This is a genomic window from Streptomyces sp. BK340, from assembly GCF_007827595.1.
Classification (GTDB): Bacteria; Actinomycetota; Actinomycetes; order Streptomycetales; family Streptomycetaceae; genus Streptomyces.
The window spans coordinates 79,688-101,903 of sequence record NZ_VISR01000028.1; the positions used below are offsets into that span (position 1 = coordinate 79,688).

The window sequence follows — 22,216 nt, forward strand, 5'->3', positions numbered from 1 at the left end:
CTCTCCGGCCGCCCCTTCGTCATGTCCCCGACGCCCAGGCGTCCTCGGCCGCATAGTCGAAGAGGTCGGGATAGGCCCGCGCCAGCAGCGGAAAGCGCTCCCGCCAGTCTCCTCCGGCGAGCCGCCGCCGCAGCCACTCCACCGTCTCGGGCAGGCTCTCCTCGTACGACACCACCGGCCGGTAGTCCAGCTCCCGCCCGGCCGCGGACATGTCGAAGACGACCGGCAGCGGCACCGACCACGGGGTGCGGCCCACGGATCCGGCAGGCGGCGGACCGGCCACGAGTGTGGTCTGCGGTTCCGCGCCCATGAGCGCGTCGATCGCCGCCGCGATCCCGGCGACCGTCGGCGCCTGCGGATCACAGGCGTTGAGCACCCGGGTCCCGGGGCGGGCCGCGGCCAGCCTGACCAGTTCGGCGATGTTCCGGGCACTCGCCGGATGGAACCGGCTCTCCCCGCCGTACGCGAGCACCCGTCCGTTCCGCCCGTCCAGGTGCCGCTTCACGAAGTACAGCTCGCGGGGGAGCGGACTGTACGGCCCGTGCACAGCGCCCGCCCGCAGCACGGTCGTCGGCAAATCCGCGCCCTTCGCGAGCAGTTCACGCTCCAGGGCCACCTTGCGGGTGCTGTAGGTCGCCTCGCCCGGCGCCACCGTCGGCTGCGTCTCGGCGACCGGCACCGGGTACGCCGGGAAGCCGTCGGGCTCGTCCAGGGTGTCGAAGCCCCACCCCTTGTCGTCCTCGTACACCGACACGCTGGAGATCACGACCGCTGAGCCGATCCGGCCCGCGAGGTCCGTCAGCTGCCGTGCGTGCCCGGCGTCGTACGCGACCATGTCGACCACCAGGTCGCAGCCGTCGCCCACCACGGCCGCGAGCGCCCCGTCGTCGGCACGGTCCAGCCGGACCGCACGCACCCCCGGGCCCCACGACTCGTCCCGGCCACCGCCCCGCGAGGCGGCCGTCACGTCCCAGCCGTCCCGTTCCAGTGCCGCCACCGCCGGACGGCCGATCTGTCCGCTCGCCCCGATCACCACAGCCCGTCTCATGGGCCGAGCCTAGGCAGGCGGCACGCTCGGCGGGGAGCCGTTCTGCCGACGGCAGATCAGCTGAGCGGCGCCCGCGGGAACTTCCGCTCCTTCTTCTCGGCCGCCTGCTCCGCCTTGACGACGGCCGCGTACTGGTCGACGTACTCCTGCTCGGACAGCGTGAGGATCGCGTACATGATCTCGTCGGTGACGGCTCGCAGGATGGCCTTCTCGTGCTCCATGCCGGCGTAGCGGGAGAAGTCGAGCGGCTTGCCGAAGCGGATGACCACGGGGTGGATGTTCGGAATGACCTTGCCCGGCGGCTGGGCCTCGAAGGTGCCGATCATCGCGCAGGGCACCACCGGCACCCCCGCCCTGAGCGCCATGACCGCGACCCCGACCTTGCCCTTGTACAGCCGGCCGTCGTGCGAGCGGGTGCCCTCCGGGTAGATGCCCAGCAGCTCGCCCTTGCCCAGCACCCCGAGCCCCTCGCGGATCGCGGCCTGCCCCGCGTCCTTGCCGGAACGGTCCACCGGGATCTGGCCGGCGCTGCGGAAGAAGAACGCGGTGAGGCGGCCCTTGATGCCGGGCCCGGTGAAGTACTCCGCCTTGGCGAGAAAGGTGATGCGCCGCTTCAGCATCGCCGGCATCAGGAAGTGGTCGGAGAAGGACAGATGGTTCCCCGCGACGATCGCCGGCCCCGACGTCGGCACGTTCTCCAGCCCCTCGATCCGGGGGCGGAAGACCAGTCTGAGCAGGGGGCCCAGCAGCACGTACTTGAGCAGGTAGTAGAACACGGTTCGTCCCTCACTTCGCCGGCCGCCCCGCTGGGCCGGTGTTTCCCCAGGTCGGTACAGGGATCACGGGTATGGGCTCAGGTGCGCCTGTGGTCAACTGCGGTTGTGTTCAGCCGGGCTCATGCTGACACCTTACTGAGTTCATTGACAGATGGTCAGGTGTGAGGGCCGCCCCGCTCTCGTCGACTGGTGCGACCGCTCACGCATGCATAGCGTGATCACATGACCACAGAAACGGCCCGGCCCGCTCTCGACGACCGGCGGTGGAAAGCGCTCGGAGTCTGTCTGACCGCGGGCTTCATCTCGCTGCTCGACGTCTCGATCGTGAACGTGGCTCTGCCCTCCATGGAGCGCGGGCTCGGTGCCTCCGAGGCCACCCAGTCGTGGGTGGTGTCCGGGTACGCCCTCGCCTTCGGGCTCGCCCTCGCGCCGGCGGGACGACTGGGTGACCTGTACGGACGCCGCCAGGCGCTGTTGTTCGGCCTCGGCGTCTTCACGGCTGCGTCGGTGGCGTGCGGTCTCGCTGCCGGCCCCACCTGGCTGGTGGTGTTCCGGCTGGTCCAGGGTGCGGCCGCCGGTGTGGTCGCACCGCAGACCTCGGGGCTGATCCAGCAGATGTTCCAGGGTGCCGAGCGGGCCCGGGCCTTCGGTTTCCACGGCAGCGTCGTCGCCGTGTCCACCGCGGTGGGCCCGCTCGCGGGCGGACTGCTGATCCAGGCGTTCGGCACGGACGACGGCTGGCGCTGGGTGTTCTTCGTCAATGTGCCCATCGGGGTGGCCGCCCTCGTCGCGGGGCACCGGCTGCTGCCCCGTCTGCCGGTGCCGGGCGACGGACGGGAGGAGTTCGATCCGGTGGGCGTACTGCTCCTCGGCGCGGGCGTGCTCGCGTTGCTGCTTCCCCTGGTCCAGGAACAGCAGTGGCAGGGGCGGGCGAAGTGGGTACTGCTCCCGGTGGGCGCACTGCTGCTGGGGGCGTTCTGGGTGTGGGAAAGGATCCGGGGCAGCCGGGGCAGGGCGCCACTGGTCGACCTCGGGCTCTTCTCCCTGCGCTCCTTCACGCTCGGCACCCTGATCAGCCTCACGTTCTTCGCCGGGCTCACCACCATCTTCTTCGTCCTGTCGCTGTTCCTGCAGAACTCCGCGGGATACAGCGCCCTTGCCGCCGGTGTGACGATCCTGCCGTTCGCGGTCGCCTCGGCGGTCGGCGCGGCCCTCGGGGGACGGCTGGTGACGCGTTACGGCCGCGGCCTGGTCGTCATCGGCCTGAGTGCGGTGGTCCTCGGGCTGCTCGGCGTCGTGCTGGCCGTTCAGCTGGTGCCCGGCGAGAGGGTGGGCTGGGCCATGGCGCTCCCGCTGGTCATCGGCGGGATCGGGTCCGGTCTCACGGTCTCGCCCAACACGACCCTCACCCTCACGCTCGTGCCGGTGCGACGGGCCGGTGCGGCCGGCGGGGTGATGCAGACCGGACAGCGCATCGGCTCGGCCATGGGTATCGCCGTGGTCGGCGCCGTGTACTTCGCGCACCTCTCCAACCACGGCCGTGCCACGACGGCCCTCCAGCTCGGGCTGCTCACCGCCACGGCCATCATCCTCGTCGCCCTGGTCCTGGCCGTGGCCGATCTGCGGGAGCGCCGGGCGCATCCTGGCCGCGACGACACCGTGGCGAGGCCGCGGTGGGGAACGGGGGAGAGCGGGGCCGGCCAGAGGGCGGGCCGCGGGGCCTGAGACCGGGCTCGGCCCGAGGCCGGACGGGGCGCCTCGGGCCGAGCGGTGTTCAGCCGTCGGAACAGGGATGATCCCCGTGCGTCAGCCCTTCGAGGTGCGAGGCAGCCGACGCGCAGCGAAAAGGACCATCGAAATCTTCAGCGCGGTCGAAATGGTCAGGGCCTGCATGAAGGGCATTCCCATGAGCCACAGTGCCACCATCATGGCCGTGAGGACCAGGAAAACCGGGAGCAGGTTGGTCTGCTTGGCCGCGGAACGCAGAACACCCGTGAGTTTTCGGGGCCGAGCCACCGTATCGAGCGCGCCGAGGCGGATCTGTTCTTCGTGGACTTGCGACATTCTCTTCCCTTCCCGCGGGCTCGTTTCCGCTTGCGAGCCTAGGTACGGCCCGATGGGGTTGCCACCGCTGCTACTCCGACGTCGTCCGGACACGGCCGGTGATATGAACCTTTACGCCCGTTGGGAGGTATGCGGGTGAGTTCCGTGCGGGCATCCGCCGATTCGGTCCTACGTTCCGGACATGAAACTGAACCATGTTCGGTACGCCGCGTTCGTCGCCGTACTTCTCGCTGCGGGCCCGGGCGCTTTCCCGGCCTCGGCGGTCTCCTCCCCGGCCGCGCGGACCTTGACGGTGCACCAGGGTGAGTCGATCCAGAAGGCGGTGGATGCCGCCCGCGCCGGTGACACGGTCCTGGTGCAGGCCGGCACCTACCACGAGAGCGTCACGGTCAAGACCTCCGGACTGACCCTCCGCGGCGTCGGTGCGCGCACGGTGATCGTGCCTCCGAAGAAGAAGGCCGTTCCCAGCCCCAAGGCAGCGGTCGGCTGCGTGGAGGGCGGCAAGGGCATCTGTGTGATCGGGCTCCGGAACAAGCCCGTCACGGACGTGACCGTCTCCGACCTGAAGCTGACGGGCTTCGCCAACGTGGGGCTGTGGTCCATGGCCACCGACCACCTGACCGTGCAGCGGGTGCGATCCGAGAAGAACGGCAAGTGGGGCATCTCGCAGGAGCACTCCACGCGCGGGGTGTTCAAGAACAACGTCGCCCGCGACAACGGTGACGCCGGGCTGTACCTCGCCAACACGACGATGTCGGAGAAGGGGGCCACGGACAGCCGGGGCCTGGTCGTGGAGGGGAACTCCCTGGAGGGCAACCGGAACGGTCTGACGGTCCTGCGCCTGCGAAACCTCACGGTCCAGCGGAACTACATGACCGGGAACTGCACCGGGATGATCGTCATCGGAGACGAGAACAAGCCCCGGGCCGGCGCGCTCACCGTCAGCGAGAACTATGTGCTGCGGAACAACAAGTACTGCGCCAAGACGGCCCGGCTGCCGTTCGTGCAGGGCTCCGGGATCGTACTGTCCGGTGCGGAGAGCGTTCTGCTGAAGCACAACGTGTTCGCGGGCAACAGCGGCCGGTCGCCGCTGTCGGGCGGAGTCGTGCTGTACAAGAGCTTCGTCGGCGCCGTCAACGACAAGAACCGCGTCGACGAGAACTGGTTCACCGGCAACGCCCCGGCCGACCTGGTCAATCAGAACGCTTCGAAGGGCAGCAACCTCTTCCGCGGCAACTACTGCCGGGTCTCGATCCCGGCCGGACTGTGCTGAGCTGAGCCGGCCCGCCGCCCGGACGGCTCGGTGAACAGGGCGGTGTCCCTTCGCGTCGCTCCCCCGCGAGCGGTACGAAGGGACACCGCCGTCACAGCTCAGGCAGGAGCGAGTGCGGGCAGCAGACGCAGGGCGTTCCCGCGGTTGATGTGGTCGCGTTCCCGGTCGCCGAGGGCGGGATCCCCGTCCAGAGCGGGGGCGGTCACCTCGGTGACCACGTGCGTGGGGGTGGGTGGCCAGTCGCTTCCGTAGAGGATCCGGGAGGAACCCGCGGCGGCCAGCAGCGTGGGGGTGGCCGACGGGGACATCGGCGCGGCCGTGTCGTAGTAGAAGCGGTGCAGGTAGTCGCGCACACGGGCCGGGTCGACGGCGGGGACCAGCTGGCGGCCGAAGACCTCGACCCGGCTCGCGATGTAGGGGAGGTACCCGCCGCCGTGCGGGAGGATGAAGGTGAGCCGCGGGAAGCGGTCCAGAGTCCCGTTCATGATCAGGCTCAGGGCGGCGCGGGTGGTGTCCATGAGGAAGTCGCACACGAACGGCGGTACGCCCTGGGGGGTGCCGGAGGTGTTCACCTGCATGGGGTGCGTGCTGATCACGGCGGCGCGTTCGTCCAGCTCCGCCATGATCGGGTCGAGTGCGGGGTCGCCCAGGTACGTGTCGCCCGTGCTGGTGCGCGCGCTGACGCCCACGGCCCCGAGCTGGTCCATTCCGTAGGAGACGGACCAGCGGGAGAGTTCGGCGTCGTCGAGGAAGACGGGTGTGAAGAAGGCGAAGCGGCCGGAGTGCCTGGTGGTGAGGGCGCCGGCGGCGTCGAGGGCGACATGTGTGCTCTCCTTGCGTGCCGCCGCCTCCTTGAAGCGTCCCAGCATGGCGACGGTGAGGATGCTGGTGCGCGTCCCGGTCCGGTCCATCAGGTCCAGGGCGGCGGTCTCGTCCCACCGGGTCCACGGCGGCAGGCTGTCACGGCCCGCGATCCCCTTCTTCTCCGCCCACCGCACCCATTCGGGGGCGGTGTAGTGGTGGTGGACGTCTATTCGTTCGTGCCGGGCGTCGCCGCCGCCCGGTGCGGTGCGGTGGCCTATGTCGCCCGGAGCTTGCAGGTCGGTCGGCATGGAAGGGGCTCCCTACGGTGGAAGGGTCCGGGGGCGTCGGAGAGCGGGATCAGCGGCTGAGGAGGCCTTCGAGGACGCGCGTCAGCTCGGCCGCGGGGTCCGCGGGGAGGTCTGCGGAGCGCCAGGCGACGATTCCGTCCGGGCGGACGAGCACGGCGCCCCGAGAGGTGACGCCGTGGACGGCGGCCCAGTCCGCGCGACCGCCGTCGGTGCCGTGGGCGGGCGTGGTGTCGAGGTCGAAGTCCGGGCCGGCGCCTACGCGGTAGGGCACCAGGGGAACGTCGAGCTTGGTCGCCGCGGCGTGGGCGGCCGACGGCCACGGCCCGTCCGGAAGGCCGGAGAGCAGCACGAAGCTCCGCTCGTACAGATCGATGGTCGACTTGGTGTCCCCGTTGTGCACGACGGTCATGTGCGGGGCCCGGGTGCCGGGGTCCGCCTGCAGGCGGAGGGTCTCCGGGATGGTCGGCGCTCCGGTGTCCGCGCCGGACACGGCCGTGGAGAGGTAGCGGTAGCCGAGGGCCACGGTCATCAGGTCCGTGCTCTGGCCGGGGCCCTGCGCGGCGGCGTAGCCGGGGTGCTCCTCGCGCGCCGCCTGCTCGATGGCCCGGGCGATCGTGGCCAGGGCGACCGGGCGCCGTTCGTTCTCGTAGGTGTCCAGCAGGCCCTCGCCCGCCCAGCCGTGCAGTACCGCGGTGATCTTCCAGGCCAGGTTGTGAGCGTCCTGGATGCCTGTGTTGGATCCGAACGCGCCGGTGGGGGGCATCTCGTGGGCCGAGTCACCGATGAGGAAGACGCGTCCCTGCCGGTAGTGGTCGGCGACCCGGTCCGCCGCGTGCCACGGGGCACGCCCGGTGACCTCGACGTCCAGGTCCCGTACCCCGGCGGCGGCCCTGACATGGTCCGCGATGCGCGCGTCGGTGAAGTGGTCGAGCGTCTGGCCGCGCTCGGGGAACCACGGGATGTGGAAGACCCACTTCTCCTCGTTGTCGACGGGCAGCAGGACCCCGTCGCCCTCGGTCCCGTTCAGGTAGCAGACGAGGAAGCGCTGATCGCCCACCACCTGGCGCAGGAGCTTGCTGCGGAAGGTGACGCTGACGTTGTGGAACAGGTCGCCCCCTCCGCTCTGCCCGATGCCCAGGCGCTCGCGCACCGGGCTGCGCGGTCCGTCGGCTGCCAGGAGGTAGGCCGTGCGCATCGTGTAGGTACGGCCGCTCTCCCGTTCGCGCAGTTCGCACGTCACGCCGTCCCGGTCCTCGGTGAAGGAGACCAGCTCCGTACCGAAGCGCACGTCCCCGCCCAGTTCACGGGCGTGGGTCAGCAGAACCGGCTCCAGGTCGTTCTGGCTGCACGCGCACCGCAGGGCGGAGCACACCTCCTTCTCGGGCGCCCCGCCGGTGAGCCGTGCCGAGAGCCATCTGCTCCGACCGCCCGACAGTTTGTCCGTCTGCATGATGCCGTGATTGCCGGACAGGGAGGCCGCGGCCTTTCTGATGTCCGGTTCCAGGCCGGCGGTGCGGAACAACTCCATTGTCCGCATGTTGTTCCCCCGGCCCCGGGGGTGTTCGGAAGTGGCGGCCCGGCGTTCGACGACCGTATGGCTGACGCCCAGTCTTCCCAGAAACACCGACGCGGACAGTCCGACGAGCGAACCGCCCACGATCAACACCGGCACCATTTCTTCGTCGCGCCTGTCCACGGCCCGTCCTCCTCCAGTGACCCAGCGGTAGTTCGGGCAGCAATTCGAACTCATGGCGGCCCTGGGTTCGAACCTGTCATACGGTCAGCGGGTCGGCAATCGATCCTTCCCTCGGACGGCGCATTCGGTGTTTCCGCGGCCGTACCGTGCCGAGGAGTTCGGTCAGCGTCAGGGTGAATAGCGTTTTCCCGTTACGAGTGGCGTCAATGCATTCCTGCGTTCCAGCGTTCAGCCGACTCGTGCCACTGCGGGAAGAGAAGAAGGGCCGTCGATGACTCAGATGCAAGAGCAGGAGACCGCGGACGAGACAGCCCGGGCAGTGGATGCGGCATCCCGCGGTTGCCCCGAATACCGGTCCAACCCGCACCCTCTCTATCAGCATCTGCGTGAGAACGCGCCCGTGTGCCGTCTCACCCCGCCGCACGGTGTGGACTCGTACCTCATCACGCGGTTCGAGGACGCGAAGGCCGCGCTTGCCGACCCGCGGATCAGCAAGGACATGTACGCGGCCATCGACGCCTACCGTTCGATCTTCGGCGACTCCTCCATCGCCCTGGACGACAACATGCTGTTCGCCGACCCGCCGAAGCACACGCGGCTGCGCCGGATCGTCAGCCGTGCCTTCGTCCCCCGCCGTATCGAGGCCCTGCGCCCGCGGATCCAGGAGATCACCGACGCGCTGCTCGACAGGTGCTCCACCCTGCAGTCCGTCGATCTCCTGTCGGCCTTCGCCTTCCCGCTGCCCCTGCAGGTGATCTGCGAGCTGATCGGGGTCCCCGAGGAGGAGAGGCAGGAGGTCCAGCAGTGGTGCAGCGTCGTCGCGCGGACCGGTTTCAGCAAGAAGGACAAGGACCGGCTGGCCGAGGCCGAGACCGCGCTCCGGGAGTACTTCGAGGTCCTGATCGCCCGTAAGCGCAAGGCCCCCGAGGACGACCTGCTGAGCGTCCTCATCCAGACGCAGGACGAGCAGGAGTCACTGACGGACGGCGAATTGCTGTCCACGCTGTGGGTGCTGCTGTTCGCCGGCCACAAGACGACCGCCTACCTCATCGGCAACGCCGTCTTCACGCTGCTCACGCATCCCGAACAGCTCAAGCAGGTGATCGACTCGCCCGAACTCCTCCCGAACGCCATCGAGGAGATCATCCGCTTCGAGGGCTCGGTCGAGAACGCGACCTTCCGTCACGCGCTGGAGGACGTCACCATCGCGGGGACCCTCATTCCCAAGGGTTCGCTGGTGCAGATCGCGGTCACCTCGGCCAACCGGGACGCCGCCGCGTTCGAGAGCCCCGACACCTTCGACATCGCCCGGCCGGGCGTGCAGAGCAACCATCTGGGGTTCGGTACGGGCCCGCACTACTGCCTCGGCGCACCGCTGGCCAGGATGGAGATGCAGATCGCCCTGGCCTCGCTCTTCCGCCGCTTCCCGAGGATCTCCCTGGCCCTGCCGGCTGACGAGGCCAAGTGGCTGACCGTTCCGTTCCCCGCGTTCCGCGGCCTGACCGAACTGCCCGTCGCGCTCGACCCCTCCAGGGTGCTGGACGACTGGGCGTCCGGGATGCCCGACACCGCGTGAGAACAGCGGCTCGTACCTGACGTCACCTCACGTGCTCAGGTACGAGCCGTTGTCGCCCGGCTCAGGAGCTGTCCCTGCTTCGGGCCTCCGCCTCGGCGATGGACCGGGCCTCTGCCTCGGCCATGGCGATGGCCACGCCGAAGGCCTGGGAGATGTGGCCCGCGGCCGACATGACACGTGCGGTGCCGACGACGGGAGCGATCGCCACGAGGACGTCCTGCAGCTGCTCCACGGTCAGTTCGGCCTTGACCGCCGGGTCGACGTGGGCGAGGTAGGAGATCGCCGGTGCGTCCATGGCCACGAGCGCGGCGATGCGGGTCAGGATGAGGGTGCGCTCGTCCATGCCGCAGCGTTCTATCGAGTCGATCGTCATGGCGGCCAGTGTGTCGAGGACGGGAGCGTCTGATGTGGTGGGCATGGGGGGACCGCCTTCCGGAGTCTGCCGTCTGGGCTCCTTCACGGTAGGCGGCCGCCCCGCGCCCCTTGCTCACCCGACGCGGGTGAGGCTGCCCGGACACCGGTGACCGTGATGCGGATGACGTGTATCCGCGGTCCGGCCGGCCGGCGCAGGTCACCCCTGGTGGGTGAGGGCGGGCCCCGGTCCGGGATGGTCCGATACCGGCATGAGCAGGTCCGCGGGCGACTCGCCCGCCTCCGCGCCGGCGGGTGGGAGCGGCGACGACGGCCTCGTGGGGCCCGTGCCCCAGGGGGTGACGCGGCTGGTCCTGGGGCTGGCCGACCTGGTGTCGCAGACGGTGTCCGCGGCTCGTGCCGGGACTCCGCGTCGGGTGGGTGCGCCGGCGCCGCTGGGCGACGCGCTGTTCGGACTCGCGCTGGAGGTGGAGCGGCAGTCGGTGTCCAGGGTCGTGGGCACGGCCGACCGGGCCGGGCGCTGGGCCCGTGCCGCGACCCGGCTGCTCGTGCCGTCGGCCGTGCGGGGTGCGGCGGACCGCCGCATCGCGTACTGGAGTGCGCGGGGAGCGGCGGAACGGGAGCGGTCGCGAGGCCAGGCGGGGGACCTGGTGCGGGCGCTCGTCCGGGCGGTGACGGCGGCCGTCGTGGACGAACTGGACCTCGACGGCGTGGCCGACCGCCTCGACGTGGACCGCGTGGCCCGGCGCGTCGACCTCGACGCCCTGCTCGCCCGGATCGACCCCGACGCGGTCCTCGCCCGTGTGGACCTGGACGCCGTGCTGGCCCGGGTCGACGTCGACGCCCTGCTGTCCCGGATCGACCTGGACGCCGCCGTCGGCCGGATCGACGTGGACGCGGTGGCGGAGCGGCTGGACGTGGACCGGGTCGCCCGGCGCATCGACCTCGACGCGGTACTGGCCCGGCTGGACCTGGTGACGTACACCGAGCAGGTGCTGGAGGAGCTGGACGTCGGGCGGATCGTCCGGGACACCGGGGGCAGCATGACGGCGGAGACACTGGACGCGTTCCGTGAGCAGAACGCCCGCGCCGACCGGTTCGTGGACCGGTTCACCGACCGGCTGCTGCATCGCGCCGGATCCCCTCCGGGGCCGTCGGCCGGCGGGCCGCCGCCCGGAGCGGGACGCGGGGGACCGGAGCCGTCGTGACCTCGACGGCCCGTGCCCCCGGTCCGGCGGTCGTGCAGGGACTGCCGGCCGGGATCGTCACGCGTACCGTGGCCGCCGTCGTGGACGTCCTCGTCGTGCTGGGCGCGGTCGCGGTCGTTCAGTCCGGTTACGAGGCGCTGCGGTATCTGCTGGTGGGGCCCCCGGTCTCGGCGCCCCGGCTCGGACTGTGGGGTGCCGTGGGATTCGGCTCGGCGCTCGCGGCCGTCTATCTCGCGGGCAGCTGGTGCACGGTCGGGCGCACCGTCGGTGACCAGATGATGGGTCTACGGGTGACCGGCCGGTCCGGCGCCCGGCTCACCCTCGTGCCCGCCGTGCTGCGGGCCGTCCTGTACCTCCTCTTCCCGCTGGGACTGCTGTGGATCCCGGCCAGCAGACGCCGGGCCTCCGTCCAGGACCTCCTGGTGGGCAGTGCCGTGCTGCACGACTGGTACGGCCACTCTCGGCACCGTCCCGGACCGGCCGGCTCGCCCGGTCCACCGGGTCGTGGCGCGGGCGAGCGGCCGTAGACGGCGCTGAGGCCACGTCAGCCGGTGTACGCCGCGAAGATCTTCGCGAACTCGTAGGGGGACTGCGGGACGTTCGTGCACTGGTACAGGGCCCCGGTGCAGGCGTTGCGGTCCCGGGTCGCCTCCCAGAAGGACAGCTCCCCGAGGTGCTTGCCCTGCGCGAAGGAGACCAGCTGGCGGGCGTCGCTCTGGTCGTAGACGTGGCCGTCGTCGTTCTGGCCGAGCATCGGTGTGACGCCGGTCATCGCCCACAGCTGGGCGTCCGACCTGCCCGGGTAGAGCGAGCGCAGCTGGGTGAAGGCGGACTGCGCGGCCTGGAGGGCGGCGTCGCCGTAGTCGACGCTGCGGTAGTAGTCCATGGCCATGACGTTCACGAGGTCGAGGTCGACCCCGGCGTCCCGCGCCGCCTTGACCACGTTCAGGCCGTCCGAGGTCAGACCCTCCGGGAGCGCGGGGAGGGTGAGGGAGATCCGCAGCCCGGGGTGGGCCTGCTGCAGACGGGCCAGGGCCTGGGAGCGGCGGCTGACCGAGGCCGGGTCGGCGACGGCGGCACCCTCGATGTCGAAGTCGACATAGGTCAGGCCGTACGCGTTCACGACCGCGTTGTACTCGGTGTAGAGGGAGTCCACCGAGTCGCAGGCCTGGGCCAGTTCGATGCCGGACGCGCCGCCGAAGGAGACCTTCACGTCACCGCCGTTCGCCCGGATCGCCTCGATCTGGTCCTTGGCCCAGCCGCTGCGCGGGTCGTAGGCGTTGAACCACATGGCCTTGCAGCCGGAGGCGGTGACGAACGCCATGGTGTAGCTCTTCAGCCCGCTCGCGGAGGCCATGTCGGGCATGCTCGGGGTGGGCCAGGCGCCCATGTCGATGTACGGAGCGGTGTGCACGCCGCCGCCCGGCTGGGTGCCCCCGGAGGCGGTCGTACCGCTGGCCGCCGCACTGTAGGCGGATACGTTGCCCGCTGCGTCCCGGGCCCGCACGCGGAACGAGTAACTCGTGGCCGGCTGCAGCCCGGTGGCGGTGTACGAGGTGCCGGTCACCGCGACCGGAGTGCCGCCGTCGCGCGAGACGTCGTAGCCCGCGACGGATCCGGAGTCGTCCGTGGCGGCCGTCCACCGCACGGTCAGTGACGAGCTGGACGCGGAGCCCACGCTCACCCCGCCGGGCACGCCGGGCGGGGTCGTGTCGCCGCCGTCCGAACCACCCGTGCAGGGCGCGCCGTTGAGCCGGCAGCCGGCCGGTGTGCCGGTGCCGCTCGACACCCACCCGAACGTGGTGCTCGCCCCCGGCGCCAACGAACCGTTGTACTCACGGTTCTTGAAGGTGTAGTGACCGTCGCTCCGGGTGAGCAGCGCGTCCCAGTACGAGCCGACCGTGGTGCCGGCGGGCAGGTCGAACTCGACGGTCCAGGCGGACACGGTGGTACTGCCGCCGTTGGTGACGGTGTAGGCGCCCTGGTAACCGCCGTCCCAGGTCGAGGCCTTGGCGAAGGACGCCGTGGCCGAGCCCGCGGCGAGGGCGGGCAGTGGGGAGAGGAGCAGGAGCAGTGCGCCGAGGAACAGGGCGACGAGTGCCGATGGTCTTCGCATCGCTGCCTCCACTGGGGAGTCGGGCGCCGGGTCGGCGCGCGAGGCCGCGCAGGATTGGTCCGTACCAATGGTATGGCATGTACATATCGATCGGCTGAACCCGTGTCAAGGGCTGGGTGCCGTCCGGGATCTGACGGACCGTGCCCGCACCCGCACCGGCAGGCCCCCGGCTCGTTCACCGCCCGCGACCCGTACGACGTCCCCGATGCACAGCGCCGGACAGCACACCGGGGCAACCGCCCCAGCGGTGGCTGCGCGCGCTGTTCGTGCCGGCGGTGCCGGCCGGGCTGCCGGGCATGCACGCCCTCGCTCCCGGCGGCGGCACGGGGCACGGGCACGGGCACGGGGAGCATGCCCGGGCCGCGCACACGAAGGCCGCGGTCATCGCCCGGGGCGACTGTCCCGAGGGTGACGGGCTCTGCGGCGGCCATCGGCTGCACCACGCCGATCCCACCTGTGCGTCCGGCGCCGTGAACGGCTCTCCGCAGCCGCCCGCGCTCGTACCCGACCCCGTGACCGCCCTCGCGCCGGCGGCCGGCCTGCGCTCGTGCGCGGTCACGGCGCCGGACGCGGCCCGTGCACCACCCTCCCTGGCGGAACTCCGACTCCTGCGGATCCAGAGGCCGCGACGACCGCGTGCGCCGCGGTCGTCCTCCCACGCGCGCCTCCGGCTCCGCCACGGCGCACAACGCCCAGGACGTCGCCTTCGCGCAAGGCATGATCCCGCACCACCGGCAGGCTCCGGAGATGGCGCAGGACCCGGAGGTCCGCACCCTGACCGGCTGGCTGAAGGCCTGGGGCGAGCAAGTGCCGATGGCCGGCATGGACCACTCGGGTCACGCCGGCACGTCCGGGATGACAAGAACCAGAACTAGAACTGGTGCAAGAACAGGAAGCAGGGCCGACCGAGTGGGCAGGGGGCCGGCGGTGTGCGGCCGACCCCCTGCCCCCCGTCACCGGCCGCCCGCGCCGAGCACCTTCTCCAGGGAGCCCAGCGCGGAGCGCAGCTCGTCGGCCGTGATGGTCAGCGGGGGCGCCAGCCGGATCGTGGAGCCGTGCGTGTCCTTGACCAGGACACCCTCCCGCATCAGGCGCTCGCTGATCTCACGGCCGGTGCCGATGGCCGGGTCGACGTCGACGCCCGCCCACAGCCCACGCGCGCGGAAGCCGGTCACGCCCCGGCCGACCAGCTCGGCGAGGCCGCTGTGCAGGATCTGGCCCAGGTCGGCCGCCCGGCGCTGGAACTCGCCGGTCTCCAGCAGCTCGACCACCGCCGTGCCGACCGCCGCCGCCAGCGGGTTGCCGCCGAACGTGGAGCCGTGCTCGCCCGGGCGCAGCACGCCCAGCACCTCGCGCCGGGCCACCACCGCCGACACCGGCACGATGCCGCCGCCGAGCGCCTTGCCGAGCAGCAGCACGTCGGGGACGACGTCCTCGTGCTCGACGGCGAGGGTGCGGCCGGTGCGGCCGAGGCCGGACTGGATCTCGTCCGCGATGAACAGGCAGCCCTTGCGGCGCGTCAGCTCACGCACGCCGGCCAGGTAGCCGTCGTCCGGGATGACGACGCCGGCCTCGCCCTGGATGGGCTCGAGCAGCACCGCCGCCGTCGTCTCGTCGACCGCCTCCTCCAGCGCGGCCAGGTCGTTGTACGGAACGATCCGGAAGCCGGGCGTGAAGGGGCCGAAGCCGGCGCGGGCCGTCTCGTCCGTGGAGAAGCTGACGATCGTCGTCGTGCGGCCGTGGAAGTTCTCCGCCGCGACCACGATCGTGGCCCGGTCGGCGGGAACGCCCTTCACGTCGTACGCCCACTTGCGGGCCACCTTGATGCCGCTCTCCACCGCCTCGGCGCCGGTGTTCATCGGCAGCACCATGTCCAGGCCGGTCAGCTCCGCGAGCCGCTCGGCGAACTCGGCGAGCCGGTCGTTGTGGAAGGCGCGGGAGGTGAGGGTCAGCCGGTCGAGCTGGCGGTGCGCGGCCTCGACCAGCGCCGGGTGCCGGTGGCCGAAGTTGAGGGCCGAGTAGCCGGCCAGCATGTCGAGGTAGCGGCGGCCCTCGACGTCCTCCACCCAGGTGCCCTCGGCCCGCGCGACGACCACGGGCAGAGGGTGGTAGTTGTGCGCGAGGACCGGCTCCTCCGCCTTGATCAGGTCGTCGGACGTGCGCTCGTGCGCGGGTGCGGTCATCAGCGGATCTCCTGGGTGCAGCACTTGATGCCACCGCCGGCCTTGTGGAACTCCGACAGGTCGACGGGGACGGGGACGTAACCGTGCTCGGTCAGGCGCTCGGCCAGCGCCTCGGCCTTGGGAGCGATGAAGACGTGCCGGCCGTCGGACACGGAGTTCAGGCCGAACGCCATCGCGTCGTCGCGGGTGGCGAGCACCGCGTCCGGGTACAGACGCTTGAGCACCTCCCGGCTCCCCGGCGAGAAGGCCTCCGGGTAGTACACGATGTTGTCGTCGTCGAGGACGAAGAGCGCGGTGTCGAGGTGGTAGAAGTACGGGTCCACCAGGGTCAGGCCGATCACCGGGTGGCCGAGGAACTCCTGCGCCTCGCGGTGGGCCTCACGGGTGGTGCGGAACCCGGTGCCGGCCAGCACGTACCGGCCCGTCCACACCAGGTCGCCCTCGCCCTCGGTCACCGCCTCGGGCCGGTAGACGTCGTAGCCGGCCGACTTGAACCACGTGTCGTAGTGGACCGACTCGGGGCGTCGCTCCTGCGCGTGGAACAGCGAGCCGAAGACCCGGCCGCCGACCACGAACGCCGCGTTGGCGGCGAACACCATGTCGGGCAGGCCCGGGACCGGGTCGACCGCCTCGACGACGTGACCGTGGGAGCGGTAGGTGCGGATCAGCGCCTGCCACTGCTCCTGGGCCAGATCCACGTCGACGGGTGTGTCGGGATGCATCCAGGGATTGATCGCGTACTGCACGGCGAAATGTCTGGGTTCGCAGACGAGGAAGCGCCGGGGGCGCGACACACGGCTTTCGGGCACAGAGGGTTTCCTCCGCTTTCCTGCGCGTCACTGAGGGTTGGCACAACGGTAGGAAGGGACGGAGGCGGACGACAAGCGACGAAAGCTGCGTGCATGCGCAGCATCGCTGCGTCGTGGCCATGGAGAACGCACGAGAACTGCGCGCTTCGGGGTTTACTTCGCGATCATTCGGGTGCGGCGTGGGTCGCGCCCGCCTCCGGGCTTTCCGGGAGGAGGTGGGACAGCACCATCACGCTGATCGTCTTCCGGATGAACGGCTCGGCACGGATCCGCTCCAGCACCTCCTCGAAGTGCTCCACGTCCCGCGCGCGCACGTGCAGCAGCGCGTCCGCGCCGCCGGTCACCGTCATGGCCGCCGTGATCTCCGGATGGTTGCGCACCACCTCCGCCAGACGCCGCGGCGGGGCCGCGCCCTCGCAGTACACCTCGACGTACGCCTCCGTGCGCCAGCCGAGCGCGGAGGGCTTCACGGTCGCCGTGAACCCGGTGACCACCCCCGTCTCCCGCAGCCGGTCCACGCGCCGTTTGACCGCGGTGGACGACAGCCCGATCGCCGCGCCGATCTCGGCGAAGCTGGTCCTGGCGTTCGCCATCAGCGCGGTGATGATCTTGCGGTCGAGGTCGTCGAAGGAGGCAGCCCTGCTGTTCATGCGGGCACTGTAATCAGCCACGCCCGCGTCGAGCGCCCTACGACTGGGTGACGACCATGGCGAGCGTCAGCAGCATGAGCACCACCCAGCCGAACCACAGCCAGCCGTTGCTGCCGAGTGCGACCGTGTAGGCCGTCACGACGACGAGGCCGCCGACGGTCATCGCCCCCATGGCCTTGGTGGAACCGTTCATGGAACCGGGCATCGCGACACCCTCCTCATGGTCCGTCCCCGACCATGGTGCCCCGAACGCCGCGCGAACGGCATACCGCGGAGCCGGATCCCCGTACCGCGGACTCAGCTCTCCCGCGCGTTGAGAGAGGCCAGATAGGCGTTGTACGCCTCCAGCTCCTTGTCACCGTCCCGGTCGGCGGCCCGGTCCTTGCGCTTGGCCTGCCGCTGCTCGGAGCCGTACCACTGGAACAGCAGTGCGATCAGCACCAGCACGGACGGGATCTCGCTGAACGCCCAGGCGATGCCGCCGGCCGCGTTCTGGTCGGCGAGCGCGTCGACGGCGAGCGAGGCGGGCGGGTGCTTGAACGTCTCGACCATCGGCTCCGACGCCATCATCAGCGCGATACCGAAGAAGGCGTGGAACGGCATGCCCGCGAACAGCTCCAGCATCCGCATCAGGTGACCCGGCCGGTGGGGCCCGGGGTCCACGCCGATGATCGGCCAGAAGAAGACCACACCCACGGCGAGGAAGTGCACCATCATCCCGATGTGCCCGGCCCTCGACCCCATCAGGAAGTCGAACAGCGGGGTGAAGTACAGCGCGTACAGGCTCGCGACGAACATCGGGATCGTGAAGGCCGGGTGGGTGATGATCCGCATGTACCGGCTGTGCAGCAGCGCGAGCAGCAGCTCACGCGGCCCCTTGCGGCCCTTGCCGGCCACCGGCAGCGCGCGCAGCGCCAGCGTGACCGGGGCGCCCAGCAGGATCAGGATCGGCGACAGCATGCTGATCACCATGTGCTGCACCATGTGCACGCTGAACATGACCATGCCGTAGTCGTTCAGCCTGGTGCACATCACCAGCGCGATGGTCAGCACACCGACGACGTACGACACCGTACGGGCCACGGGCCACGCGTCCCCGCGCCGCCGCAGCCGAACCACGCCCCAGCCGTACAGAGCCAGCCCGGCCAGACAGGCGACGAGGAAGAAGGGGTCCGCCGACCACTGGAGTCCCCGCCCCAGCGTGAACGGCGGCAAGTCCATCATCATGCCGTGCCCGCTGTGATCCATCCGGCGGCTCCTGATTCGTGGGGGTTGTACGCGTCTGTCCGCCCCCAAGAGTAGAACCGCCCCCGGTCACGGCTGTGACCGGGGGCGGGTTGTTCTCGGCTGGACCGCTGGGCTAGAGGACGCACTCCGCCTCGTCGTACCGCTCGGCGGGGACCGTCTTGAGCGTCTCCACGGCCTCGGCGAGCGACACCATCACGATCTCGGTGCCGCGCAGCGCGGTCATCATGCCGAACTCCCCGCGGTGCACGGCCTCCACCGCGTGCCAGCCGAACCGCGTGGCCAGCACCCGGTCGTACGCCGTGGGCGTCCCGCCCCGCTGCACGTGCCCCAGGATCACCGGCCGCGCCTCCTTGCCGAGCCGCTGCTCCAGCTCGATCGACAGCTGCCGGGCGATCCCCGCGAAGCGCTCGTGGCCGTAGATGTCCTTGCCGCCCTCGTCGAACTCCATGGAGCCGGGCCGCGGCTTGGCGCCCTCCGCGGCGACCACGATGGCGAACCGCTTGCCCGCCTCGAACCGCTCGCCGACGCGCGCGGTCAACTCGTCGATGTCGAAGGGCCGCTCCGGCACGACGATGGCGTGGGCGCCGGCCGCCATGCCGGAGTGCAGCGCGATCCAGCCGGTGTGCCGGCCCATGACCTCCACGACCAGCACACGCTGGTGGGACTCGGCGGTGGTCTTCAGCCGGTCCAGGGCCTCGGTGGCGACACCGACCGCCGTGTCGAAGCCGAAGGTGACGTCCGTGACGGCGATGTCGTTGTCGATGGTCTTCGGGACGCCGACGACGGGCAGGCCGTTGTCCGACATCAGCCGGGCCGCCTTCAGCGTGCCCTCGCCGCCGATCGGGATGATCGCGTCGAGGCCCAGCTCCTCGACATGGCCCTTGGCCCGCTCCACGCCGTCCCGCAGGTGCGAGGGCTGGACCCGGGAGGAGCCGAGGATGGTGCCGCCGCGGGCCAGGATGCCGCCCACGGCGTCGAGGTCGAGCTTCATGTAGTCGCATTCCAGGAGGCCCTTCCAGCCGTCCCGGAAACCGATGACCTCGTCGCCGTGGTCGGCGACGGCACGGTGCACGACGGACCGGATGACGGCGTTCAGGCCGGGGCAGTCGCCGCCGGACGTGAGGACACCAATGCGCATAGCCCGGATTACCTTCTCAACGTGGGCCGGAAAACCGGACCACGTCGTCCGGCGGATTCCCGGCCACCCTACCGGCGGGAGGGGGTGGCACCGTAGCGGGCGTCCGCCTGCTGGACGCGCCCGCACATGTGAGCGGACGGCCCGTCAGGCGGGCCCGCTACGAGCCTGCCGGAAACGGCTGAGACGACGCTGAAACGGCGCTGAGACGCCGCTTACGCAGGCTGCTGCGCGGCCGTGATGCGCTCGTTGCGGAGCGCGTCGTACCACCGGTCGTCGATCGGCGGCAGCGCGTTGACGTCGAGCGCCAGCTTCAGCAGCAGGTCGGCGATCAGCGGGTTACGGGCCAGCACGGGGCCGTGCATGTACGTGCCGAAGACCGTCCCGTTGTACGCGCCCTCGGTGCCGTCCCCGGTCCCGTTGCCCTTGCCGATCTTCACCCGGGCGAAGGGACGCGCCGTGGCCCCGAGGTGGGTGACGCCCTGGTGGTTCTCGAATCCGGTCAGCTCGGGGAGGCCGAGCTGCGGGTCGATGTCCCCGAGGACGTCGCCGACGCACCGCTCGCCCTCGCCGCGCACCGAGACCACGTCCAGCAGGCCGAGGCCCGGCTCGCGCTGGCCGAGGTCGTTGATGAACTCGTGGCCGAGGATCTGGTAGCCGGCGCACACGGAGAAGACGATCGCGCCGTTCTCCACCGCGCGCTGCAGATGGCCGTCGCGGCGCAGCCGCTCGGCCGCGAGCCGCTGCGGCCGGTCCTCGCCGCCGCCGATCAGATAGATGTCACCCGAGGTCGGGATCGGCTGGTCGCTGCGTACGTCCAGCCGGGCCACGTCCAGGCCGCGCTGCCGGGCCCGCCGCTCCACGACGAGGGCGTTGCCCTGGTCGCCGTAGGTGCTCAGCAGGTCGGGGTAGATCCACACCAGCCGCAGTTGGTTGTCGCTCATGAGGTGATCGCCCTTCGAAGATCAGTTGCCGACGCGGCGGCGCAGGTCCTGGAACGCGGTGTAGTTCGCGATGACCTCGATCCGGCCCGGCGGGCACATCTGCACGGCCTGGTCGAGGTTCTCGCAGACCTGGAAGTGCTGGTTCGCGACTTCCAGACGGACAGCGAGGTCCAGCTTCCGGTCGCCGATGACGAAGATCGGGTGGCCGGTCAGCCGCGTGTAGTCGACGTCCCACAGCCAGGAGGTGTCGGTGCCGTCGGCGCCGCGGGCGTTGACGGACAGGATCACCGGGGCGGGCGGCGGGTCGATCAGGGAGAACGTCTCCAGCCAGCCGGCCGGGTTCTTCGCCAGCAGCAGCCGCAGGTCACGGCCCTCGAACTGGACGACGTCGTAGCGTCCCGCGACGGCCTGCACCTGGTACATGCGTTCCAGGGCGACCTGCGGAGGTACCCCGAAGACGGCGGCGACGGCCGCGGAGCTGGCCGCGTTCGCCTTGTTGGCGCGCCCCGGCAGCTGCAGGTGGATCGGCCAGGCGGAACCGTGCGGATCCAGTACGTGGTCCCCGGACAGCGCCCAGGTGGGCGTCGGCCGGCGGAAGCCGCACTCGCCGCAGAACCAGTCGTCACCCGGGCGCTGCATCACGCCGCCGCAGGACGGGCAGGACCAGGCGTCGTCCTTCCACATCTGCCCGGCTGCGACCCAGATCACATTCGGGGACGAGGAGGCGGCCCAGACCACCAGCGGGTCGTCGCAGTTGGCGACGACCACGGCCTTGGTCCCGGCGAGACCCTCGCGCCAGTTCTCGGCGAGCATCCGGGTCTCGGCCGCGCGGTCCAGCTGGTCGCGCGAGAGGTTGAGCAGCGCGATGCACTTCGGGTCGGTGTCCCGGGCGACGCCGGCCAGGTACTTCTCGTCGACCTCGATGACGGCGAACTTGGCGTCCGAGCCCCCGGCCAGCGCCGAGGTGATGCCGGCCGGCATGTTCGCGCCGAGCGCATTCGAGACGACCTCGCCCGCTGCCCGCAGGGCCTCCGCGATCAGCCGGGTCGTCGTGGTCTTGCCGTTGGTCGCCGAGACCAGGACGACGTCCAGGTGCTGGGCGAGCCGGGCGAGGAGGTCGGGGTCGAGTTTGAGTGCGACCCGGCCACCGATCACCGATCCGCTGCCGCGTCCTGCGGCGCGGGACGCCGCTGCGACCGCCTTGCCCGCGGTCACGGCCAGCTTGGCCCGCGGCGTGAGCGGGTCCGAGTTGCCTGCCATCAGTTCTCGATCCTCCTTGCGTACGCGCCGCGCCTGGGGCCATCCGGCTACGTGGTGTGGGCCTCAGCCTATCGAGATCCATTCGCACACCCGAATCCCGGCCCTTGCCTGGCGGCGGGCATGAACTGAACGAACCGTACCCTTGCCGCCATGCGACACGGCCCGATCCCGGGCGCCCACGGGCGCGTCCGGCCTCTTTCCCTGCTCCACGACCCCGTCCTGCACGAGCCCTGCCGGGACGTCACGGACTTCGGCCCCGAACTGGCGGCACTCGTGGAGGACTTGTTCGCGACCATGTACGCGGCCCCGGGGGTGGGCCTGGCCGCGAACCAGATCGGCGTGCCGCTACGGGTGTTCGTCTACGACTGCCCCGACGACGAGGATGTCCGACATCTCGGACATGTCGTGAACCCGCGCCTGGTGGAGGCCGACGGCGTGGTGGTCCGCGGTCCGGAGGGCTGCCTGTCCCTGCCGGGGCTGGAAGCGGGTACGGAACGCCACGACCACGCGGTCGTCGAGGGTTTCACGGTGACGGGAGAACCGGTCACCGTGCACGGCACGGGTTTCTTCGCCAGGTGTCTGCAGCACGAGTCGGACCACCTGGAGGGCACGGTGTACGCCGACCGCCTCGAGGGCTGGCGCCGCCGCAGACTGATGAGACAAATCTCGCGATCTTCGTGGCACCGTGCGGGCGGTCGCACCTGACGGGACGCGGGGGACTGTGCGACAAGCCCCCACGGTCCGCG

21 protein-coding genes and 2 pseudogenes are annotated in these 22,216 nt (G+C 70.9%); 8 read left to right on the forward strand and 15 right to left on the reverse strand.

Annotated features, from left to right (window positions below; translation table 11 throughout):
• Positions 1–19: 19 nt before the first annotated feature.
• Positions 20–1,036: an NAD(P)-dependent oxidoreductase gene (locus tag FB157_RS36590; RefSeq protein WP_145885095.1), complete on the reverse strand. Its 1,017-nt coding sequence runs from the start codon at positions 1,034–1,036 to the stop codon at positions 20–22.
• Between the two features lie 68 nt (positions 1,037–1,104).
• Positions 1,105–1,824 (reverse strand): 1-acyl-sn-glycerol-3-phosphate acyltransferase, encoded by a 720-nt coding sequence (locus FB157_RS36595; protein ID WP_145885026.1) that lies wholly within the window; start codon positions 1,822–1,824, stop codon positions 1,105–1,107.
• Between the two features lie 222 nt (positions 1,825–2,046).
• Here FB157_RS36595 and FB157_RS36600 point away from each other — a divergent pair, with 222 nt between their 5' ends.
• On the forward strand, positions 2,047–3,549 hold the full coding sequence (locus tag FB157_RS36600; protein ID WP_145885027.1) for an MFS transporter: 1,503 nt from the start codon (positions 2,047–2,049) through the stop codon (positions 3,547–3,549).
• An 81-nt stretch (positions 3,550–3,630) separates the two neighbouring features.
• Here FB157_RS36600 and FB157_RS36605 read toward each other — a convergent pair whose 3' ends face one another.
• The gene (locus tag FB157_RS36605) at positions 3,631–3,888 is read right to left on the reverse strand and encodes a hypothetical protein (RefSeq protein ID WP_145885028.1); all 258 of its coding nucleotides are present in this window, start codon (positions 3,886–3,888) and stop codon (positions 3,631–3,633) included.
• Between the two features lie 181 nt (positions 3,889–4,069).
• Here FB157_RS36605 and FB157_RS36610 point away from each other — a divergent pair, with 181 nt between their 5' ends.
• The gene (locus FB157_RS36610; protein WP_145885029.1) at positions 4,070–5,161 is read left to right on the forward strand and encodes a nitrous oxide reductase family maturation protein NosD; all 1,092 of its coding nucleotides are present in this window, start codon (positions 4,070–4,072) and stop codon (positions 5,159–5,161) included.
• Between the two features lie 98 nt (positions 5,162–5,259).
• On the opposite strand, the gene FB157_RS36615 is transcribed toward FB157_RS36610, so the two are convergent.
• Positions 5,260–6,273, reverse strand: a complete 1,014-nt coding sequence (locus FB157_RS36615) for an amidohydrolase family protein (RefSeq protein ID WP_145885030.1) — start codon at positions 6,271–6,273, stop codon at positions 5,260–5,262.
• Positions 6,274–6,322: 49 nt separating this feature from the next.
• Positions 6,323–7,948 carry an FAD-dependent monooxygenase gene (locus FB157_RS36620; protein WP_186581857.1) on the reverse strand — a complete coding sequence of 542 codons (1,626 nt, stop codon included), beginning with the start codon at positions 7,946–7,948 and terminating at the stop codon, positions 6,323–6,325.
• A gap of 292 nt (positions 7,949–8,240) precedes the next feature.
• On the opposite strand from FB157_RS36620, the gene FB157_RS36625 reads away from it, so the two are divergent.
• The gene (locus FB157_RS36625) at positions 8,241–9,545 is read left to right on the forward strand and encodes a cytochrome P450 (RefSeq protein WP_145885031.1); all 1,305 of its coding nucleotides are present in this window, start codon (positions 8,241–8,243) and stop codon (positions 9,543–9,545) included.
• 61 nt (positions 9,546–9,606) lie between these two features.
• Here FB157_RS36625 and FB157_RS36630 read toward each other — a convergent pair whose 3' ends face one another.
• Entirely contained in the window at positions 9,607–9,963 is a 357-nt protein-coding gene (locus FB157_RS36630) for a carboxymuconolactone decarboxylase family protein (protein WP_145885032.1), read from the reverse strand.
• A gap of 205 nt (positions 9,964–10,168) precedes the next feature.
• Between FB157_RS36630 and FB157_RS47690 the strand changes: the two genes are divergently transcribed.
• Positions 10,169–11,125 (forward strand): hypothetical protein, encoded by a 957-nt coding sequence (locus FB157_RS47690; RefSeq protein WP_186581853.1) that lies wholly within the window; start codon positions 10,169–10,171, stop codon positions 11,123–11,125.
• The gene (locus FB157_RS36640) at positions 11,122–11,652 is read left to right on the forward strand and encodes an RDD family protein (protein WP_145885033.1); all 531 of its coding nucleotides are present in this window, start codon (positions 11,122–11,124) and stop codon (positions 11,650–11,652) included. The genes FB157_RS47690 and FB157_RS36640 overlap by 4 nt, the downstream gene beginning before the upstream one ends.
• Positions 11,653–11,669: 17 nt before the next feature.
• On the opposite strand, the gene FB157_RS36645 is transcribed toward FB157_RS36640, so the two are convergent.
• On the reverse strand, positions 11,670–13,241 hold the full coding sequence (locus tag FB157_RS36645) for a cellulose binding domain-containing protein (RefSeq protein WP_145885034.1): 1,572 nt from the start codon (positions 13,239–13,241) through the stop codon (positions 11,670–11,672).
• Between the two features lie 296 nt (positions 13,242–13,537).
• Between FB157_RS36645 and FB157_RS48075 the strand changes: the two are divergent.
• Both FB157_RS48075 and FB157_RS48910 read left to right on the forward strand, forming a co-directional pair.
• A pseudogene (locus FB157_RS48075) lies at positions 13,538–13,798 on the forward strand (DUF6153 family protein); the annotation flags it as partial.
• A 19-nt stretch (positions 13,799–13,817) separates the two neighbouring features.
• Positions 13,818–14,099, forward strand: a pseudogene (locus FB157_RS48910) (DUF305 domain-containing protein); the annotation flags it as partial.
• 95 nt (positions 14,100–14,194) lie between these two features.
• Here FB157_RS48910 and rocD read toward each other — a convergent pair.
• From rocD to FB157_RS36695, 8 genes are all read right to left on the reverse strand, one after another.
• Complete coding sequence (gene rocD / locus FB157_RS36660) at positions 14,195–15,424, reverse strand: ornithine--oxo-acid transaminase (protein WP_145885035.1); 1,230 nt, start codon at positions 15,422–15,424, stop codon at positions 14,195–14,197.
• Positions 15,424–16,233: a dimethylargininase gene (gene ddaH / locus FB157_RS36665; protein ID WP_145885036.1), complete on the reverse strand. Its 810-nt coding sequence runs from the start codon at positions 16,231–16,233 to the stop codon at positions 15,424–15,426. Before ddaH ends, rocD begins: the two co-directional genes overlap by 1 nt.
• 164 nt (positions 16,234–16,397) lie before the next feature.
• Positions 16,398–16,883, reverse strand: a complete 486-nt coding sequence (locus FB157_RS36670; RefSeq protein WP_145885037.1) for an Lrp/AsnC family transcriptional regulator — start codon at positions 16,881–16,883, stop codon at positions 16,398–16,400.
• 37 nt (positions 16,884–16,920) lie between these two features.
• On the reverse strand, positions 16,921–17,088 hold the full coding sequence (locus FB157_RS36675; protein WP_145885038.1) for a hypothetical protein: 168 nt from the start codon (positions 17,086–17,088) through the stop codon (positions 16,921–16,923).
• Positions 17,089–17,180: 92 nt separating this feature from the next.
• The gene (locus FB157_RS36680; protein ID WP_145885039.1) at positions 17,181–18,131 is read right to left on the reverse strand and encodes a cytochrome c oxidase assembly protein; all 951 of its coding nucleotides are present in this window, start codon (positions 18,129–18,131) and stop codon (positions 17,181–17,183) included.
• A gap of 112 nt (positions 18,132–18,243) precedes the next feature.
• The gene (locus FB157_RS36685; RefSeq protein WP_145885040.1) at positions 18,244–19,269 is read right to left on the reverse strand and encodes a 6-phosphofructokinase; all 1,026 of its coding nucleotides are present in this window, start codon (positions 19,267–19,269) and stop codon (positions 18,244–18,246) included.
• Positions 19,270–19,481: 212 nt separating this feature from the next.
• Positions 19,482–20,210, reverse strand: coding sequence for a type 1 glutamine amidotransferase (locus FB157_RS36690; protein ID WP_145885041.1), 729 nt, complete (start codon positions 20,208–20,210; stop codon positions 19,482–19,484).
• Positions 20,211–20,231: 21 nt separating this feature from the next.
• The gene (locus FB157_RS36695; protein ID WP_145885042.1) at positions 20,232–21,470 is read right to left on the reverse strand and encodes a MurT ligase domain-containing protein; all 1,239 of its coding nucleotides are present in this window, start codon (positions 21,468–21,470) and stop codon (positions 20,232–20,234) included.
• 150 nt (positions 21,471–21,620) lie between these two features.
• Here FB157_RS36695 and def point away from each other — a divergent pair, with 150 nt between their 5' ends.
• Positions 21,621–22,175, forward strand: a complete 555-nt coding sequence (def, locus tag FB157_RS36700; RefSeq protein ID WP_145885043.1) for a peptide deformylase — start codon at positions 21,621–21,623, stop codon at positions 22,173–22,175.
• Positions 22,176–22,216 lie beyond the last annotated feature (41 nt).